Origin of the sequence: Duffyella gerundensis (genome assembly GCF_001517405.1) — a bacterium.
GTDB lineage: Bacteria > Pseudomonadota > Gammaproteobacteria > Enterobacterales > Enterobacteriaceae > Duffyella > Duffyella gerundensis.
Genome location: NZ_LN907827.1, coordinates 3055469 through 3074894, shown reverse-complemented (window position 1 = coordinate 3074894; position 19426 = coordinate 3055469). Strand labels below are relative to the sequence as shown.

Genomic DNA, 19426 nt, shown 5'->3' with positions numbered 1-19426 from the left:
CGTCGCAAAAGCGGTGAGTTTCAGCGGCATGTTGCGCGGGCGGCAACGCTGGCGACGCGGCGCAAAAATGCTATTCTGTGGCTCCTGTTCTCCCGCCTGCCAGAAATTGACTATGAAAAAACGCGTGCCGCATCTTGCCCACTGGGGCGCTTTTACCGCCGTAACCGACAACGATCGTCTGGTTGGCTGTGAGCCCTTTTTTGCCGACAGCGATCCCTCGCCGATGCTCAATACCATTCCGGAGTTAGTCTATTCCGATAAGCGTATTCGTCAGCCGATGGTGCGTCGTTCCTGGCTTAAATCGCGCGAAAAAAGCGATCGCACGCTGCGGGGGCGCGAAGATTTTGTCGCCGTTGACTGGGAAACCGCTCTCGATCTGGTGGCAGAAGAGAACCGCCGTGTGCGCGATCGCTACGGTGCGGAAGGGATTTTCACCGGCTCGTACGGCTGGTCTTCCGCCGGACGCGTAAACCATGCGCGCACGCTGGTGCGTCGTTTCTATTTTCAGGGCGGCGGCGGCGTCGATCAGCTGGGCAACTACAGCTGGGGCGCGGCGCAGTTCTTTCTGCCTTACGTGATTGGCACCTATATGCCGCTGACCGGTCGCGTTACCGACTGGCCGAGCGTGGTGGAACACGCCGAGATTTTTCTCGCTTTTGGTGGTCTGGCGCTGAAGAACGCGCAGGTTGCCTCAGGCGGCGCGGGCGAGCACAGCCTGAAACCGGCACTGCAACGGCTGGCGGCAAAAGGCACGCCGGTGATCAATATCAGCCCGATGCGTGATGACTGCCCGGCATTTGTGAATGCGGAGTGGATCCCGATTCGTCCCAACACCGACGTGGCGCTGATGCTGGCGCTGGGTTGGGAGATTGAACGGCTCGGCGCCGTGGACAACGCCTTTCTGCAGTCGCACTGCGTTGGCTGGCCGCAGCTGCGTGCCTATCTCAGCGGCGAAAGCGACGGCGTGGCAAAAACGCCGCAGTGGGCCAGCGCGATTACCGGTATTCCGGCGGCACGCATCAGCCAGCTGGCGCAGCAGCTGTGTGGCAAACGCAGCTTTATCACCTGTTCCTATTCGGTGCAGCGCGCCCATCGCGGCGAACAACCTTACTGGATGATGATTGCGCTCTCCAGCATGCTCGGCCAGCCGGGGCTGCCTGGCGGTGGCTTCTCGTTCGGTCACGGCTCCATGAACAGCGTCGGTAATCCACGCATTGAAGGGCCGGCGCCGCTGATGTCCACCGGCGTTAATCCGGCCGGGCTGGCCATTCCGGTAGCACGTATCAGCGATATGCTGCTGAATCCCGGCGAGCCTTACGCTTTTCAGGGCGAAACGCACCGCTATCCCGATATTCATCTGGTGCACTGGGCGGGCGGCAATCCGTTCCATCATCATCAGCAACTCAACCGGCTGGTGGCAGGCTGGCAGCGTCCCGATACGGTTATCGTGCAGGATATTGTCTGGACGCCCGCTGCGCAGATGGCCGATATCGTGCTGCCGGTGACCACCACGCTGGAACGCAACGACATTGGCGGCTCCTCGCGGGATCGTTTTGTGCTGGCGATGCATCAGGCGATCAAACCTCAGCATCAGGCGCGTAACGACTTCGATATTTTTGCCGATCTGGCTGAGCGACTCGGCTATCGCGATACCTTCACCGAAAAACGCAATGAAATGCAGTGGATTGAGCATCTCTATCAGCGCTGCGCGCGGGCACATGCGGCGAAAGGGCTGGCATGGCCGTCGTTCGAGGCGTTCTGGCAGCAGGGCTATGTTGAGGTGCCACAGGGCGATAAACCCTATGTCTTTATGGAAGATTTTCGCGCCGATGCGCAGGCTAATCCGATTAAAACCGCCAGCGGCAAAATTGAACTGTTCAGCGAAACCATCGCCGGTTATGCGCTGAGCGACTTTGCCGGTCACGCTGAATGGCGCGAACCTGCGGAATGGCTGGGCAGCGCGCTGAGCGAGCGCTTCCCGCTACAAATGATCTCCATTCAACCCGGCGATCGGCTGCACAGTCAGATGGATGCCACCGCCACCGTACAGGGCAACAAAACCGCCGGGCACGAAACGCTGTGGATGCATCATGACGACGCCGCAGCGCGCCAGCTGGCAGACGGCGATGAAATTGAGGTGTTTAACGATCGTGGTCGCATGCTGGCGGGCGTAAGGCTGACCGACGGCGTGACGCCTGGCGTGGTGCTCATCGCCACCGGTGCCTGGTTCGATCCCGGCTTTGGCCAGGCCTGGCACGATCACGATCGCGCCGGCAATCCTAACGTGCTGACGCTGGATATCGGCACCTCATCGCTGACCCAGGGACCCAACGCCATGAGCTGTCTTGTGCAGGCGCAAAAAGCGGCCAGTCGCAAATTCAGTTAAGGATCACATGGCTGGTTACATTTTGCGGGTAACTGTTGCGAATATGTGATGGCGAGGGCAAGGCATCGGTTGCTACATTTTAAGTCCCAGAGGTATTGATGGGTGAACATCAAAAGTTTTCTTGATTACACCGACCTGCGCAGATGCGCAGGTTTTTTTTGCCTGAAATTTCCTGGCCCTGCTAACGCGTTGATAACGCGCACGTTTCATTCGATGCTAACGAATCGAAACACAGTTTTCCTGTAAACCCGCAGTGATATTCTTTATAACTTCCAGCCAGTTACCTCATCTGCCGCAGCCATCGACATGCCTCGCATAAAAAAATTTCTTGGAAAAGACCAGATCAAAGCGCCGTTTAATCCGTTCCGTTTTCGCTTGATCTGCCTCGGCGTGCTGACCTGCCTGGTGTTGCTGCTGGCACGCGTGGGCGATCTCCAGCTGATCAACCATCCGATGCTGGAACACGAAGCGGATCAGCGCTCGCTGCGTACCGTGACGTTGCCCACCAATCGCGGCACGTTACTGGACCGTAACGGCGAGGCGCTGGCGCTGAGCGTTCCGGCACGCGATATCATCGCCGATCCACAGCGCGTGCTCGAGGCACATCCCGATTTCACCAACGCCAAGTGGCAATATCTCGCCAACGCGCTGAATGAACGACCTGAGGCGATCGCCGCGCAAATTCAGGCCAATCCGCGCAAGCGCTTTCTCTATCTTGGCCGCAAAATCGAGCTGGGTATCGCCAAGGACATCAGCAAGCTGCATTTGAAAGGCATCAGCAGCGTTTACAATGACAGCCGCTTTTATCCGATGAGCGAAGCCGCCGCGCCGCTGCTTGGCGTGGTCGGTGCCGATAATAAAGGGCTGAACGGGCTGGAGCACGGTTACGATAAGCTGCTGCAGGGCGAGCCGGGCGTGGAGAAATACCGTCAGGATGGCGAAGGCAACATTATTGCCATGATCGATTATGAACCGCCAAAACAGCCGCCGACCGTGCAGCTGAGCATCGACAAGTTCGATCAGTACACGCTCTACAGCAAACTGCGCGATGGCGTGCTGTTAAACAAAGCTGACTCCGGCGCAGCGGTGCTGGTGAAAGTCGATACCGGCGAAATTCTCGGGATGGCCTCTTATCCCTCTTTTAACCCGAATAACTATGCCGATGCCTCACCGGCGCAGATGCGCAACGCGGCGATTAACGACAGCTATGAGCCTGGCTCGACGGTGAAACCGCTGGTGGTGATGGAAGGGCTGGAGCGCCATCTGGTGCGCGCCGATTCGGTGATTGATACCACGCCTTACCGTGTTAACGGCCATCTGATCCGCGACGTCGGCCACTGGCCGCGACTGACCATGACCGGCATTCTGCAAAAATCCAGCGACATTGGCGTATCGCATATTGCGCTGGCGATGCCTGCCGAAGCGCTGGTCAATACCTATCAGGCGTTTGGTCTTGGCAAACCCACCGGCTTAGGGCTGACCGGTGAAAGCGTCGGCTATTTCCCGGCGCATCGCCAGCGCTGGGCTGACATCGAGCGCGCGACCTTCTCCTTTGGTTACGGCCTGCGCGTTACGCCGCTGCAGATCGCCCGCGAATACGCCACTATCGGTGCCTATGGTGTTTACCGTCCGCTGTCGATCACCAAGGTTACGCCGCCGGTGATTGGCAAACAGGTGGCCAACCCGGAAACGGTGAAGGATGTGATTCACATGATGGAGAGCGATGCGTTGCCCGGCGGCTCCGGTGTGCGTGCGGCGGTGCCTGGCTATCGGCTGGCGATCAAAACCGGTACCGCAGAGAAAATGGGCGCCAGTGGCAAATATGACGGCGGTTATATCAACTATACCGTTGGCGTCGCGCCTGCCAGCCATCCGGAGGTGGCGCTGGTGATCATGATTAACCATCCTACCGCAGGCGATCACTTTGGTGGTTCGGTGGCGGCGCCGGTGTTTGGCAATATTATTGGGCCGGTGTTGAAGCATATGAATATTCCGCCGGATGCGTTGTATGGGCATGGGTGAGGGGGGCCCTGGCGGGCTGGCCTTTTAGGGTCAATGTCTTAAGGTCAAGGTCCATTTCGTTCAGGCTAAAGCCTGCCCGAGCAGGGCCGGCAGTCGCCCCGGCCCTGCACCCGCGCTATCCGGCAAACACAACCGCCCGCTGAAGCGGGTACCCTCAGCAAAACCCTTTTCCGACGGACCATGCGCGACGCGCTCCCGGCGCGACGCTTATTCTCGCCGCTTCCCTGCGGCTCGCCCTGGAAAATGCTTTTGCCTCGGCGTTTGTGATGCCTCCTCAAGGTCAAAATCCAGGTCAAAAACAAACAGACTAAAAGCAAAGTCTTAAAACAAATCCAAATCCAAATCCAAATCCAAATCCAAATCCAAATCCAAATCTAAAGGCGAAGGCGAAGGCGAAGGCCGTGTGGCGTATTGAGGCTGACGGAATGATCGGATAAATGGGCGGATGGATGGGGGATAGCTGGCTGCATCGGGAGGCCGCTGGGAAATGATGAGTCAGCGGCGTGTGGCCATTATGCCGCGTGCACGTGGTGGGTAGCATATTATCGTGTGGTGGCGTGGCAACGGGCGGAGCGGGGGGTGCGTACAGCTTTAACAATGCCAGTGAACGCTATATCCTGCATGGCTGATGCGAATCTGATGCTCAAGGAGCTGGCATGCTGTTTAGTCTGTTTCGATTTATCTTTCGTTTGCTGTGGCGGGTTGAGCTACGGGGCGATCTCTCGGCGCTGCATAAAGAACGAGTGCTGATTACGCCAAACCATGTCTCCTTCCTGGATGGCATGCTGCTGGCGCTGTTCCTGCCGATCAAGCCGGTATTTGCCGTCTACTCGTCGATTGGCGACAAATGGTTTATGCGCCTGCTGAAGCCGGTGATCGATTTTGTGCCGCTGGATCCCACCAATCCGCTGTCGATTAAACGCCTGATCAAAACGTTGCGTACCGGTCAGCCGGTGGTGATCTTTCCGGAAGGGCGGATTAGCGTCACTGGTTCGCTGATGAAAATCTATAGCGGTGCCGGTTTTGTGGCGGCGAAATCGCAGGCCAGCGTGGTGCCAATGCGCATTGAAGGGGCGGAGTTTACGCCTTTTGGTCGCCTGGGCGGCACCTTTAAGCGGCGGCTGTTTCCCCGCATTACGCTGACGCTGTTGCCGTCCACCACCATTCCGATGCCGGAAGCCGCCACCGCGCGGCAGCGTCGTCTGTTAGCCGGTGAACATCTGCATCATGTGATGATGGAAGCACGCATGGCAGTGCGGCCACGGGAAACGCTATACGAAGCGCTGCTTAGCGCGCGCGATCGCTACGGCTGGTTTAAACCCTGTATTGAAGATATCAATTTCAAACCCGACAGCTATACGTCGCTGCTGAAAAAATCGCTGGGCGTTGGCCGCATTCTGGAGCGCTACAGCGCGCCGGGCGAATACGTTGGCCTGCTGCTGCCGAACACCACGGTTACCGCCGCGGCCATTTTTGGCGCTTCACTGCGCGGACGCATCCCGGCCATGCTCAACTACACCGCGGGCGTTAACGGCCTGCGCGTGGCGCTAACGGCAGCAGAGATCAAAACGGTCTTTACCTCACGCCAGTTCCTGGAAAAAGGCAAATTACAGCATCTGCCGGAGGCGCTCAGCGACGTACAGTGGGTTTATCTCGAAGATCTGAAAGAGACCATTACCCGTCAGGATAAACTATGGATCCTGCTGCATCTGCTGATGCCGCGCCGTGCCACCGTGGCGCAGCAACCGGAAGATGCCGCGATGGTGCTGTTTACTTCCGGCTCCGAAGGTAATCCGAAAGGGGTGGTACATTCGCATAAAAGCCTGCTGGCTAACGTGGAGCAGATTCGTACCGTGGCCGATTTCACGCCGCGCGATCGTTTTATGGCGTCGCTGCCGCTGTTCCACGCCTTTGGTCTGACCGTGGGGCTGTTTACGCCGCTGATGACCGGTGCACAAACCTTTCTTTATCCCAGCCCGCTGCACTATCGCATCATTCCTGAGCTGGTTTACGACCGTAACTGCACCGTGCTATTCGGTACCTCGACCTTTCTTGGCAACTATGCGCGCTTTGCCAATCCTTACGATTTTGCCCGCTTGCGCTACGTGGTGGCGGGTGCGGAGAAGCTGCAGGAAGGCACACGACAGCTGTGGCAGGATCGTTTTGGCATCCGCATTCTCGAAGGCTATGGCGTAACAGAATGCGCGCCGGTGGTGGCGATCAACGTACCGATGGCGGCTAAAGTGCACAGCGTTGGCCGTATTCTGCCAGCGATGGATTCGCGGCTGATTTCGGTGCCAGGCATTGAGCAGGGCGGTAAGTTACAGCTGCGCGGGCCGAACATCATGAAAGGCTATCTGCGCGTGGAGAATCCGGGCGTGCTGGAAGCACCGGTGGCGGATAATGGTGAAGGCGAGATGGAAGCAGGCTGGTATGACACCGGCGATATTGTCAGCTTTGATGAAGGCGGCTTTTGCCAGATTCAGGGCCGGATGAAGCGCTTTGCCAAACTGGCTGGCGAGATGGTATCGCTGGAAAGCGTGGAGCAGCTGGCGCTGAAGGCGTCGCCAGAGAAACAGCATGCGGCCTCGATTAAACCAGACGGCAGCCGCGGTGAAGCGCTGGTGTTGTTCACGACCGATGAAGCTTTGCAACGTAGTCAGCTGCAACAAGCGGCGCGTGAGCTGGGCAACAGTGAGCTGGCGGTGCCGCGCGATATTCGTTATCTGAAGCAGTTACCGATGCTCGGCAGCGGCAAGCCGGACTTTGTGGCGCTGAAAAAAATGGCTGAAGAACAAGAGGCGGATCCGGCATGAGTTCTGTTACGCAACCCGATTCACCGCTGTTGTCACGCGGCATGCTGGCGGTGATCGTCGCGCAGTTTTTCTCGGCCTTTGGTGACAATGCACTGCTGTTTGCCACGCTGGCGGTGCTGAAAAATCAGCTCTATCCCGACTGGAGCCAGCCGGTGTTGCAGATGGTTTTCGTCGCCACCTACATTATTTTCGCGCCTTTTGTCGGCCAGTTAGCCGACAGTTTTGCTAAAGGGCGCGTGATGATGTTCGCCAACGGGTTAAAACTGCTGGGTACGCTGGCGATGGTGTTTGGCGCCAATCCATTTCTCGGCTACAGCCTGGTGGGCATCGGTGCGGCGGCTTATTCACCGGCAAAATATGGCATTCTTGGCGAAATCACCCGCGGCGATAAGCTGGTGAAGGCCAACGGGTTGATGGAAGCTTCAACCATCGCCGCCATCCTGGTGGGCTCGGTAGCCGGTGGCATCCTGGCCGACTGGAATCTTACCGGCGCGATCGTCGCCTGTGTGGTGGCGTATGCAATTGCGGTGGCAGCGAATCTGCTGATCCCGAAACTGCGTTCCGCCCGGCCTGGGCAAAGCTGGCATCCGCTACGGATGGCGCAGCAGTTTTTCAGCGCCTGCCGTGTGCTGTGGCATAACGGTGAAACGCGTTTCTCGCTGCTGGGCACCAGCCTGTTCTGGGGTGCTGGCGTTACGTTGCGTTTTCTGCTGGTGCTGTGGGTTCCGGCGGCGTTGGGCATCAGCGATAACAAAACGCCAACCTTGCTTAACGCCATGGTGGCGATTGGCATCGTGTTTGGCGCCGCGGCCGCGGCCAAACTGGTGACGTTGAAAACTGTGGCGCGCTGTATGCCTGCGGGCGTGCTGATTGGCGTTGCGGTTGTCGCGTTCTCTTTGCAACATCAGCTACTGCCTGCTTACGGCGTGCTGGTGGTCATTGGCGTACTCGGCGGCTTTTTCGTGGTGCCGCTGAATGCGCTGTTGCAGGAGCGCGGCAAGCAGTCAGTTGGCGCGGGTAACGCGATTGCGGTGCAGAACCTCGGTGAAAACAGCGCCATGTTGATTATGCTGGCGCTCTACTCGCTGGCGGTGAAGCTGGGCGCTTCGCCGGTTGCCACCGGTGTCGGCTTCGGCGTGCTGTTTGCCGTGGCGATAACAATATTATGGGTGAGTGGTCGGAAGCGAGTGTGACGGCCCAGGGCCGTCTGGTGTTGCCCGAGGTCGGGCGGCCTTTAAGGTCAATGTCTTAAGGTCAAAGGCTTAAAGTCAATGACTTAAGGTCAAAAGCGATTTCGTTCTGCCTGAAGGCAGCCCGAGCAGGGCCGGCAGTCGCCCCGGCCCTGCACCCCGGCTATCCGGCAAACACAACCGCCCGCTAAAGCGGGTACCCTCGTCGGCTCACATTTCTTCACGGACCGCTCGCGATTCGCTCCCCGCTCAGCGCTCCCTTGTCCCGCCATCCATGGCGGGACATCCTAAAATGTTCACCTCCTCAGCGGTGGTGATGCCTCCTCAAGGTCAACCCCCAAGTCAAAACCTAAAAGACTAAGACAAGAATTTAAAATAAAACTTAAAAATAAAATCATATACCCACTAACCAACTAACCAACTAACCAACTAACCAACTAACTGACCAACCAGCAAGGAAGCTGACTCTTTAATGCGTAACTTAATTTTTAACCTTAATAATTGATAACTTAGGTCCGAGCTTTGTGTTGAATGCTGGATAAAATGACATCTAAATAATGCGGCAGCAAAGTGCAGCCGCACCTTTAATTTTGAAGTGCCTTTGAAACGTTCTTGAAGTGTTTTTAAAGTACTTTTGACGTGTTTTTATTCTTTGTTTTTTAGGTTTTGACCTGGGTTTTGACTTTGAGGAGGCATCACAAACGCCGAGGCAAAAGCGTTTTCCAGGGCGAGCCGCAGGGATGCGGCGAGAGGGCGCGTTGAGCTGGGAGCGAATCGCGTCCGGTCCGTGAGGAAAAGGGTTTTGCTGAGGGAACCCGCTTTTGGCGGGCGGTTGTGTTTGCCGGATAGCCGGGGTGCAGGGGCGGGGCGCATGCCGCCCCTGCTCGGGCGGCCCGAAGGGCAGAACGAAATGGACGTTGACCTTAAAGACATTGACCTTAAGACATTGACCTTAAGACACTGACCCTAAAAGCCCGCCTGCAAGGCAAAAAAGCCCGCCGGCAAGGCTATCCCCTGGCCTCTGTTTATGGTGCCGGGTAAGTATACCGGCGGTGCACCGCTTCCAGCTCCAGCAGCACCTCTTCACTCAGCGTCAGGTTAAAGCTGTCAATATTCAACTGCAGCTGCTCAAGCGTAGTGGCACCCAACAGGGTGCTGGCAACAAACGGCTGCTGCCGCACGTAGGCCAGCGCCATCTGCGACGGATCGAGACCAAAACGCTGGGCCACGTCGACGTAGGCGGCAATCGCCTGCTGTGACTGATCGCCGCTGTAGCGGGTAAAACGGCTGAACAGCGTGTTACGGGCACCGGCTGGCTTAGCACCATTCAGGTACTTGCCACTCAGCGTGCCGAAGGCCAGACAGGAGTAGGCCAGCAGCTCCACGCCTTCATGCTGGCTGATTTCCGCCAGGCCAACTTCAAAACTGCGGTTGAGCAGGCTATAGGGGTTTTGAATCGATACGATGCGTGGCAGCTCATGTTTTTCGGCCAGCTGCAGATAACGCATCACGCCCCATGGCGTTTCATTGGACACGCCGACGTAACGAATCTTACCGGCGCGCACCTGTTCAGCTAGCGCTTCCAGCGTTTCCAGCAGCGTCACCGGCACGGCGCCGTCGACATATTCATAGCCGAGCTTGCCGAAACAGTTAGTCTGCCGCTGTGGCCAGTGCAGCTGATAAAGATCGAGATAATCGGTATTGAGCCGCTTCAGGCTGGCATCAAGGGCTTCGCGAATGTTTTTACGATCCAGAGCCTGATTAGGGCGAATTCCGGCATCGTTACCGCGTGATGGACCGGCCACTTTACTGGCCAGCACAATTTTGTCGCGGTTGCCGCGCGCTTTAATCCAGCTGCCAATGTACTTTTCCGTCAGGCCCTGGGTCTCAGGACGCGGTGGCACAGGATACATTTCTGCGGTGTCGATCAGGTTGATCCCGCTGCGCAGGGCTAAATCGAGTTGTGCGTGGGCGTCGGCTTCGCTGTTCTGCTCACCAAACGTCATGGTGCCTAATCCCAGCTGGCTGATCTCCAGCGAGCTGTGGGGGATACGGTGATATTGCATTGCCGGCTTCCTTTTTCTTTATGTAATAGATAACGCAGTGCTGATCGGGGCTTTTTTGACTATAACCGCGTCATCGCAGTGGGGGAAGGGGGGATTTATCGGGAAATGCGCCTGCTATAGCTGAAAGGTATAACAGGCGATGAATGAGGAACTTAGCGTTCAATAATGGTTGAGACTTCATCACTATTGATCTGCATTTCATGACCTGACTGATCGGTATATTTCACCAGCCCGGTCTCTTTATCAATTTCCGGCTTGCCGTCGGTCATGATCATTTTCCCATCCCTGGTTGCCATCACATAATCGCTACTACAACCACCTAACAAACACGTTACCGTCGCTAATACGACGCCAGACATCCACCTCATTCCTGATTCTCCCTCACTGATACTCTCAACAGTGTAGTAATAATCCATTTGCGCGCGCAGTTTAATCGCACCATTCTTAAAATAGGCGCTAAGCATGGGTTGTTCTTGACAATGTCAACGCTGCCAGCACAGCACAGTTTGGCGTCAGGAGAGAGGAAAATCAGCAGGTTAACCAACTTTAAAGCAGAAAGTGGCGCGCCAGCAGCGCAGCGGTAAAACGCTTCTTAAGATAAAATCCGCGCGGTAACGTCATGATTGGCTGGCCATCTTTACCTGTGCCGGCAGTAAGGGCACGGCTGTTGGCCGCTTTTGGCCTGATTTGTAAGACTTCACCATGGCGCGCGGTGATTTGCTCTACCTCGCCCAATACGATCATGTCCATCAGCTCTTCCCAGTCACGGCGCAGCTCAGCTTCTTCTTCGGCGTTCGGGCTCCACAGCAAAGGAGAACCGATGCGCCGCGTCGCCAGTGGAAGAGTGCGTTCGCCCTCAACCGGAATCCACAGCACGCGCGACAGTTTATGCCGTAGGTGGCTGCGCTGCCATGTCAGCCCGCTGTTGCCGGTCAGCGGCGCGACGCAGACAAAGGTGGTCTCCAGCGGCTTTCCCTGGCTGTCGATCGGAATGGTTTTCAACTCAACGCCGAGATGGGCAAAATCTTGCTCCGGTTTGCTGCCGGCACTGGCGCCCAGCGCGGTTTCCAGCAGCATACCAACCCAGCCTTTATCTCTTTTCAGATCGCGCGGTTGCACTATGCCGACCTGTTCGGCCACCTCGCTCAGAGTCAAACCAGCCAACAGCCGTGCACGCGTCAGCAGTTCGGCTTCACTTTCAGGTGGTCCTGCGGGCAGTAAAAGGGGAGTCATAAGCAAGCCTGGTGCTGTTCAAAAATCAATCAGTTTATCATGGCGCGTTTTATACAGGGCGCCAGTGCGGTTTAAGGAAAAATAATAGCATGATAAATCATGTGTTTTTCATCGATCATTCATGCAACTGTTTTATATGGCGTGACACTTTTACCAGCTTGTCATCAACAATGAACAGGATCTTACACCGGTTTATCCACAGAAAAATGGGATAACCGGCCAATGTTGCCGCTACTGGTTCGATTTACAGGCTTGACGAACACCTTTTTGCACAGTTTTTGCTCCTGAGTGCCGATCTTTTTGGCAATTGCTGTGGATAACATCGCCACTGGTCGATCTTTCACCACTAACCGATCTGTCTCGCCAAAAAGCGATCCACAAGACGGGGGTAACTGCGTGGATAAAACCTCATTTTACTGAATAATAAAGAGTTTTATCGTTGCCTCTTTGGGGTTAGCTTGCGACGGCGAACAGGTTGATCCCATTCTTTACCCTGTTCTGCACAAAGCTATCCACAGAAAACGTGCATAAGATCGCACAGATTTAGCTGCCTCTGTTTATAAGTATGACTTTTTCTGTGAGTTATCCCTGTGTTATCCGCTGTCGGTGCGCTTAACCAGTGGTTTACCGTCTGTAAGGAGTATGAAACAATCAGGCTATCTGAATTTTAGTTTGAGGTAGTCCAGTGATCGATGATGATGGCTACCGCCCGAATGTAGGTATCGTAATCTGTAACAGGCAGGGACAAGTTTTATGGGCCAGACGTTTTGGTCAGCACTCGTGGCAGTTTCCTCAGGGCGGTATTAATCCTGGTGAGACGGCGGAACAGGCGATGTACCGCGAACTTTTTGAAGAAGTGGGTTTGCATCGCAAAGATGTGCGTATTCTTGCCTCAACCCGTAACTGGTTACGCTACAAGTTGCCGAAGCGTTTGGTGCGTTGGGATACAAAGCCGGTCTGTATCGGCCAGAAACAAAAATGGTTTCTTCTGCAGTTGATGTGTAATGAAGCGGATATCAATATGCAAACCAGCAGTACGCCAGAATTCGACGGCTGGCGGTGGGTCAGCTTTTGGTATCCGGTACGGCAGGTTGTCTCGTTTAAGCGCGACGTATATCGCCGCGTGATGAAAGAGTTCTCTACCGTGGTTATGCCGATGCAGGAGAATACAGTTCAGCGTAATGCGCCTGCCTGGCGGCGTAAAAGAGGTTAGTCGACCCAGATTATGCTCACTCAGTTGCGCGAAATTGTAGAGAAGGTTGCCGGTGCGCCACGTCTGAGTGAAGCGCTCGAAATTCTCGTAAATGAGATCTGCTTTGCGATGAACACCGAGGTGTGCTCGGTTTACCTCGCCGATCACGATCGCCGCTGTTATTACCTGATGGCCACGCGCGGTTTGAAAAAGCCCCGTGGCCGTACCATCACGCTCGCGTTTGATGAAGGCATTGTGGGTCTGGTTGGCCGTCTGGCTGAGCCGATCAACCTTGCCGATGCGCAGAGCCATCCCAGTTTTAAATACATTCCCTCAGTAAAAGAAGAGCGCTATCGCTCTTTTCTCGGCGTGCCGATAATCACCCGTCGCCAGCTCTCTGGCGTGCTGGTGGTTCAGCAGCGTGAACACCGTCAGTTTGATGAAAGCGAAGAGTCGTTTCTGGTTACGCTGGCTACGCAGCTGGGCACGCTGCTGTCGCAGGCTCAGCTTGGCCAGCTATTTGGCCAGTTTCGACAGACGCGTATTCGCGCTATCGCCGCCGCGACCGGCGTGGCGGTGGCACCCGGCTGGGTTGATACCACGCAGCCCTCCCTCGATCAGGTCACACAGGCTTCCACGCTCGATATTCAAAGCGAACGCGAACGCCTGACGCTGGCAATGGGCGAGGCGGCGACCGAATTCCGCCGCTTCAGTAAACGCTTCACCGCCAGCGTGCAGAAAGAGAGTGCGGCAATTTTCGATCTCTATTCGCACCTGCTCAGCGATGCGCGCCTGAAAAAAGATCTCTTTGCCGAGATTGAGCAGGGGTCCGTGGCGGAATGGGCGGTTAAAACCGTGATCGAGCAGTACGCGGCGCAGTTTGCCCGGCTGCAGGATAACTATCTGCGCGAGCGCGCCGGCGATCTGCGCGTGCTCGGCCAGCGCCTGCTGTTTCACCTCGATGATACGCTGCAGGGCACCAACGCCTGGCCGGAACGTTTTGTTCTCGTTGCGGATGAACTGACCGCCACCACGCTGGCTGAACTGCCGCAGGAGCGGCTGGCGGGCGTAGTCGTGCGCGATGGCGCCTCCAACTCGCACGCCGCGATTCTGGTACGTGCCATGGGCATTCCAACGGTGATGGGCGCAGACATTCAGCCTGAGCTGCTGAACAAGCGGTTGCTGGTGGTAGATGGCTATCGCGGTGAAGTGCTGATTGACCCGGAGCCGGTACTGCTGCAGGAATATCAGCGGCTGATTGTTGAAGAGAACGCGCTCAGCAAAGTAGCTGAAGGCGTGGTCGAGCAGCCTGGCGAGCTGAAAAGCGGCCAGCGGGTACAGGTGATGCTGAATGCCGGTCTCAGCGCCGAGCATGAACGCGCACTCGACAGCTGGGTCGATGGCATCGGCCTTTATCGCACCGAAATTCCTTTTATGCTGCAAAGCGGCTTCCCGACGGAAGAGGAGCAGGTGGCGCAGTATCAGGGCATGCTGCAGCTGTTTCACCATAAGCCGGTGACCCTGCGTACGCTCGATATCGGCGCCGATAAACAGCTGCCTTACATGCCGATCAGCGAAGAGAACCCATGTCTTGGCTGGCGTGGCATTCGCTTAACGCTGGATCAGCCGGAAATTTTCCTCGTGCAGGTCCGCGCTATGCTGCGTGCCAATGCGGCAACCGGCAACCTGAGCATTTTACTGCCGATGATCTCCAGCATTGATGAGATTGATGAGGCGAAAAAACTGATCGATCGCGCCGGTCGTGAAGTGGAAGAGATGATCGGCTACCGCATTCCGCGGCCGCGCATCGGCGTGATGATTGAAGTGCCTTCCATGCTCTATATGATTAGCCATCTCGCCAGCCGCGTCGATTTTATCTCGGTCGGCACCAACGACTTAACGCAGTATCTGCTCGCAGTGGATCGCAACAATACGCGCGTTGCCAGCCTGTATGATTCGCTGCATCCGGCGATGCTGCAGGCGCTGCACCGCATTGCTCAGGACGCCGCGCAGGCGGGTCTGGAGCTCTGCTTATGCGGTGAAATGGCGGGCGATCCGATGTGCGTGATGCTGCTGGTCGGCCTCGGCTATTTTCATCTCAGCATGAACGGCAAGAACGTCCCGCGTGTGAAATATCTGCTGCGCCATACCGATTTGGAAGAGGCGCAACAGATGGCCGGTAAAGCGCTGCGTGCGCAAACCGCCAGTGAAGTGCGTCAGCAGGTTGCCATGTTTATGGAACGACGTGGACTAGGCGGCCTGATTCGCGGTGGCCGTTGACCGACGTTTACATTTGCGCGCGTCGCCATAAAAAAGGCTGTGCTATAGTGCGCAGCCTTATATTCCGCTTAGCTTAATCCTTTAATCGCCCCTTTTCAGGGCAGAAAAATAATGGTGAAAAATGAGTAACGGCTACCTTGCGTTTCCGCAGTTCGATCCGGTGATCTTCTCCATCGGTCCGATATCGTTGCACTGGTACGGCTTGATGTATCTGGTGGGGTTCCTTTTTGCCATGTGGCTGGCCGTGCGTCGCGCCAACAAGCCCGGCAGCGGCTGGACAAAAGATGAAGTGGAAAACCTGCTCTATGCTGGCTTCCTGGGCGTATTTCTCGGCGGCCGTATTGGTTATGTGCTGTTTTATAACATGCCGTTGTTTCTGGAAAATCCGCTTTATCTGTTTAAAGTCTGGGATGGCGGCATGTCGTTCCACGGTGGCCTGATTGGCGTCATTGTTGTGATGCTCTGGTTCGCCCGTCGCACCAAACGTAACTTCTTCCAGGTCGCTGATTTTATTGCACCACTGATTCCTTTTGGCTTGGGTGCCGGTCGGTTGGGTAATTTTATCAACGGCGAACTGTGGGGCCGTGTGGCACCCGATCTGCCATGGGCGATGCTGTTTCCCAGCTCACGCAGCGAAGACGTTGCGCTGGCGGCAACCCACCCGGAATGGCAGTCGCTGCTGGCAACCTACGGCGTTCTGCCGCGCCATCCGTCGCAGGTCTATGAGCTGCTGCTGGAAGGCATCGTGCTATTCGTCATTCTCAACCTGTTTATTCGCAAGCCGCGCCCGATGGGCAGCGTCTCTGGCCTGTTCCTGATTGGCTATGGCGCCTTCCGCATCATTGTGGAATTCTTCCGCCAGCCTGACGCGCAGCTTGGCCTGTTTGACGGCGTGATCAGTATGGGGCAGATTCTCTCTATCCCGATGATCCTCGCCGGTATTATCATGATGGTTTGGGCGTATCGCCGCCGTCCGCAGCAACATTTACGTGAGGAAAAATGAAACAGTATCTGGAATTAATGAACAAAGTGCTGACCGAAGGCACGCCAAAAGACGATCGTACCGGCACCGGCACGCTCTCTATTTTTGGTCATCAGATGCGTTTCAATTTGCAGGAAGGCTTTCCGCTGGTGACCACCAAGCGCTGCCATTTACGCTCTATCGTGCATGAACTGCTGTGGTTCCTGCAGGGTGATACCAACATTGCCTACCTGAAAGAGAATAAGGTGTCGATCTGGGATGAGTGGGCAGATGAGAACGGCGATTTAGGTCCGGTGTATGGCAAACAGTGGCGCAGCTGGGGCACCGCCAGCGGCACTGAAATTGACCAAATCAGCAAGGTCATGCAGCAGCTGAAAGCGGATCCCGATTCTCGCCGCATCATCGTCTCTTCATGGAACGTCGGCGAGCTGGATCAGATGGCGCTGGCGCCGTGCCACGCTTTCTTCCAGTTTTACGTTGCGGATGGCAAGCTCTCCTGCCAGCTCTATCAGCGCTCATGCGACGTCTTCCTCGGTTTGCCGTTCAATATCGCCAGTTATGCGCTGCTGGTGCATATGGTGGCGCAGCAGTGCGATCTCGAAGTGGGGGATTTTGTCTGGACCGGTGGCGATACGCATCTATACAGCAACCATCTGGAACAGGCGCGACTGCAGCTGAGCCGTGAACCGCATCCGTTGCCGAAGCTGGTTATTACCCGTAAGCCTGATTCACTGTTTGATTATCGCTTTGAAGATTTTGTGATTGAAGGCTACGAATATCATCCGGCGATCAAAGCGCCAGTCGCGATTTAAGAACCGGATGCAAGAGTGACGGCGATGAATTCACAGGCCGTCAGGATCGCACCCAAAGTCAGATGCTTTAAACTGTTACATTGCTGTCGGAGAGTTCAGCCCAGAGCGACCATCGCCTCTGCCTGAGCTCTCCGACAGGCACTCCCCCTCATACCGTTTCTGTAAATCCTACTCCTTCGCGAATATTCATGATCAGCTTTCCCATCTCATTCAAAGGCTTGCAATGCCCTAGCCGCGCAGGCGCTGCTCAAAACAGCAGGGGCGCTGTGCCGAGCTTCTTACTCTTTTCTCGCCTTCTGCCGGGCGATCCTCTACGGCTCTCTCCGATACCCGCAATAACGCTCTGAAAGGTCGGATATCTGCCGCAGCGAGCCTTATTTAATGGCTTGCGGGCTTGCGGGCTTGATGCTCTGCTTTTCCTGAAATCCTGAAATCCTGAATCCTGAATCCTGAATCCTGAATCCTGAATCCTGACTTTCTGTCTTTGTGAGCCTGCTGCTTTTGTTTACCTGCTCAGTCCATTAGCGGGCGGCTTTTGTGCGTGCCGATTCAGTGGTTTTTGCGGCATGCCTCGCAGAAAAAGGTAAGCCGGTGCTGCTGACGCGAATGTGCTGGAAGCGACCTTATGCTTTGTGATCTGACCTATTTCCATCGCGTTTTATCGGCGTAATGTCGCTGGCTATGAACAGAACATCGCAGCTGGGATTTACATTGATCGAGTTAATGGTGGTGTTGGCTATCGCCGCGGTGCTTACCGGCGGCGCATTCAGCGGCTGGCAGCACTGGCAGCAGATACAGCGGCTGGAGGAGAGCTCGCGGCAGGTGCAGCAATTTCTGCTGCGTCTTCGATCCTGGGCTAACTGGCACAACAGCGGCCAGAGCGTGTGGCTGATTGACGGTAATCCGGGTTGCCTGGGGAGCGGAAAAAAGCCAGAGAGTTGCGTAGCGTCACAGCGAATGCAGCTGGTGTTGCCCTATGCAGATGTCGTCATCAGCAAAATCGTCGGCGAGCCGGGTTTTTACGGCGTGCGCAATACGGCAAAAGCGGGCCATCTTGAATTAAGCGGTAAGGCAGGCACCAGACGCATCATCATTTCGGCCTTTGGTCGAATCCGCCAGTGCAAGCCGCAGGAGGAAAACTGCCAGTGAAACAGCAGGGATTTAGCCTCATTGAAATGCTGCTGGCGGTGGCGATAAGCAGTGTGCTGATGATGGCGGTGGGAAAAATGTTGCCGCTGCTACAGCGCGACGCATTGCAGCTACAGCTTCGCGTGCAGCTGCAGGAAGAGCTGTTACAGCTGGTGCTACTGATGGAAAAAGCCGTGCGTCGCGCTGGATATTGTCATGGCGTTTGCAGCGGCGAAGCACTACAGATTCAACCGCGCTGCTTGCTGGTGCGGTGGGATGAAAACAGTAACGGTAAATGGGAGGGCAGCGAGCATGCAGAAAGTGAACGCTGGGGATATCGATTACGTAACCAAAGCCTTGAGGTGTTGCGCGGTGCCAGCGGTTGTGAAGGCACCGGCTGGGAACGTATTTCCGATCCGCGCATTGTGGTGCTTGATGAGTTGCAGCTGCTTCAGCAGCAGCAGACGATTCGCATCGTGCTCAGTGGCCATGTGCGCCAGTTTCCTCAGTTGCGCGAGCAGACCGAGCAGTGGAGTTATGGAGGCAATTTGTGATGCGGTCGCAGCAGGGCGGTGCGGTGTTGGGCATGACCATCATGCTGGTGATGCTGGCAACCCTGATGCTTCATGCCATGCAGCGGCAGCTTGATCTCTCGCTGTCGCTGGTGGCGGACGAGCAGCAGCACGTGCGTGACTTTCATCAGGCGCAGTCAGCACTGAATTGGGGGTTACAGCAGGCCTGGCCTCAGCTGCAAGGATGGTCATGCCGCACACAGGTTGAATATCAGTGGCGTGCCTGTCTGCTGCATCAGGAGGATGCGCAGGCACTGCTGTTCGGCGAGCCCGCTGCACAGCAGGCGCTGTTGCCAGGCGATGATGTCCCTGCTTTGCGGCTGTGGCACTGGGTCAGAACAAATGGCAACCGCCTGGACGCGCTACCCGGCGGATGGATCGATTACTGTCCGTTGTCGCCAGCACAGGCCTGTGACGATGCGCAGTGAGCAGGCGGGCTTTAGCCTGATCGAGACACTGGTGGCCATGCTGCTGTTTGCGGTGGCATCGCTGGGATTGCTGCACTATCAGCAGCGTCTGGCGCAGGGATTTATGGCGCAGTGGCAACAGCGGGAAGCCTGGCGGCTGGCTGTACTGCGCCTTGAGGGCTATGAAAAGCCCGGCTGGAGCAGCCAGTTTCGTCAGCTGGCGGGACCGGATGGCTGTCGCTGGCTGATTGCCGATGTGCGCAGCCCGCTTCAGCGGCAGGCCACTATCCGCCAGTTACGATGTGATAAGTAAACCCGGAAATAACCCAGGGGTTAATGC

Annotated in this window: 15 protein-coding genes; 12 read left to right on the top strand and 3 right to left on the bottom strand. The window is 56.2% G+C overall.

Going from position 1 to position 19426, the window contains the following annotated elements; translation table 11 throughout:
- The first annotated feature begins 112 nt into the window (after positions 1 to 112).
- The 4 genes from EM595_RS14170 (at position 113) to lplT (ending at position 8417) form a co-directional block, all read left to right on the top strand.
- The gene (locus EM595_RS14170; protein WP_067433370.1) at positions 113 to 2386 is read left to right on the top strand and encodes a molybdopterin-dependent oxidoreductase; all 2274 of its coding nucleotides are present in this window, start codon (positions 113 to 115) and stop codon (positions 2384 to 2386) included.
- A gap of 306 nt (positions 2387 to 2692) precedes the next feature.
- On the top strand, positions 2693 to 4408 hold the full coding sequence (locus EM595_RS14165) for a penicillin-binding transpeptidase domain-containing protein (RefSeq protein WP_067433367.1): 1716 nt from the start codon (positions 2693 to 2695) through the stop codon (positions 4406 to 4408).
- A 656-nt stretch (positions 4409 to 5064) separates the two neighbouring features.
- Entirely contained in the window at positions 5065 to 7224 is a 2160-nt protein-coding gene (gene aas / locus EM595_RS14160; RefSeq protein WP_067433364.1) for a bifunctional acyl-ACP--phospholipid O-acyltransferase/long-chain-fatty-acid--ACP ligase, read from the top strand.
- Complete coding sequence (gene lplT / locus EM595_RS14155; protein ID WP_067433361.1) at positions 7221 to 8417, top strand: lysophospholipid transporter LplT; 1197 nt, start codon at positions 7221 to 7223, stop codon at positions 8415 to 8417. Before aas ends, lplT begins: the two co-directional genes overlap by 4 nt.
- 1022 nt (positions 8418 to 9439) lie before the next feature.
- Here lplT and EM595_RS14150 read toward each other — a convergent pair.
- From EM595_RS14150 to mutH, 3 genes are all read right to left on the bottom strand, one after another.
- A complete protein-coding gene (locus tag EM595_RS14150; protein WP_067433358.1) occupies positions 9440 to 10480 on the bottom strand; it encodes an NADP(H)-dependent aldo-keto reductase in 1041 nt (346 codons plus the stop codon).
- Positions 10481 to 10632: 152 nt separating this feature from the next.
- A complete protein-coding gene (locus EM595_RS14145; protein ID WP_173645403.1) occupies positions 10633 to 10848 on the bottom strand; it encodes a YgdI/YgdR family lipoprotein in 216 nt (71 codons plus the stop codon).
- Between the two features lie 178 nt (positions 10849 to 11026).
- Positions 11027 to 11713 (bottom strand): DNA mismatch repair endonuclease MutH, encoded by a 687-nt coding sequence (mutH, locus tag EM595_RS14140; protein WP_067433355.1) that lies wholly within the window; start codon positions 11711 to 11713, stop codon positions 11027 to 11029.
- A 685-nt stretch (positions 11714 to 12398) separates the two neighbouring features.
- On the opposite strand from mutH, the gene rppH reads away from it, so the two are divergent.
- The 8 genes from rppH (at position 12399) to EM595_RS14100 (ending at position 19399) form a co-directional block, all read left to right on the top strand.
- A complete protein-coding gene (gene rppH, locus EM595_RS14135) occupies positions 12399 to 12926 on the top strand; it encodes an RNA pyrophosphohydrolase (protein ID WP_067433352.1) in 528 nt (175 codons plus the stop codon).
- A 12-nt stretch (positions 12927 to 12938) separates the two neighbouring features.
- Positions 12939 to 15185, top strand: a complete 2247-nt coding sequence (gene ptsP / locus EM595_RS14130; RefSeq protein WP_067433349.1) for a phosphoenolpyruvate--protein phosphotransferase — start codon at positions 12939 to 12941, stop codon at positions 15183 to 15185.
- A gap of 121 nt (positions 15186 to 15306) precedes the next feature.
- Positions 15307 to 16188 (top strand): prolipoprotein diacylglyceryl transferase, encoded by an 882-nt coding sequence (lgt, locus tag EM595_RS14125; protein WP_067433346.1) that lies wholly within the window; start codon positions 15307 to 15309, stop codon positions 16186 to 16188.
- Entirely contained in the window at positions 16185 to 16979 is a 795-nt protein-coding gene (gene thyA / locus EM595_RS14120; protein ID WP_067433343.1) for a thymidylate synthase, read from the top strand. The genes lgt and thyA overlap by 4 nt, the downstream gene beginning before the upstream one ends.
- Before the next feature lie 669 nt (positions 16980 to 17648).
- Positions 17649 to 18128 (top strand): prepilin peptidase-dependent protein, encoded by a 480-nt coding sequence (locus tag EM595_RS14115; RefSeq protein ID WP_336470208.1) that lies wholly within the window; start codon positions 17649 to 17651, stop codon positions 18126 to 18128.
- On the top strand, positions 18125 to 18661 hold the full coding sequence (locus EM595_RS14110) for a prepilin peptidase-dependent protein (protein WP_067433338.1): 537 nt from the start codon (positions 18125 to 18127) through the stop codon (positions 18659 to 18661). Before EM595_RS14115 ends, EM595_RS14110 begins: the two co-directional genes overlap by 4 nt.
- Positions 18661 to 19107, top strand: coding sequence for a DUF2509 family protein (locus tag EM595_RS14105; protein WP_067433335.1), 447 nt, complete (start codon positions 18661 to 18663; stop codon positions 19105 to 19107). The genes EM595_RS14110 and EM595_RS14105 overlap by 1 nt, the downstream gene beginning before the upstream one ends.
- Complete coding sequence (locus tag EM595_RS14100) at positions 19097 to 19399, top strand: prepilin-type N-terminal cleavage/methylation domain-containing protein (RefSeq protein WP_067433332.1); 303 nt, start codon at positions 19097 to 19099, stop codon at positions 19397 to 19399. The genes EM595_RS14105 and EM595_RS14100 overlap by 11 nt, the downstream gene beginning before the upstream one ends.
- The last annotated feature ends 27 nt before the right edge of the window (positions 19400 to 19426 follow it).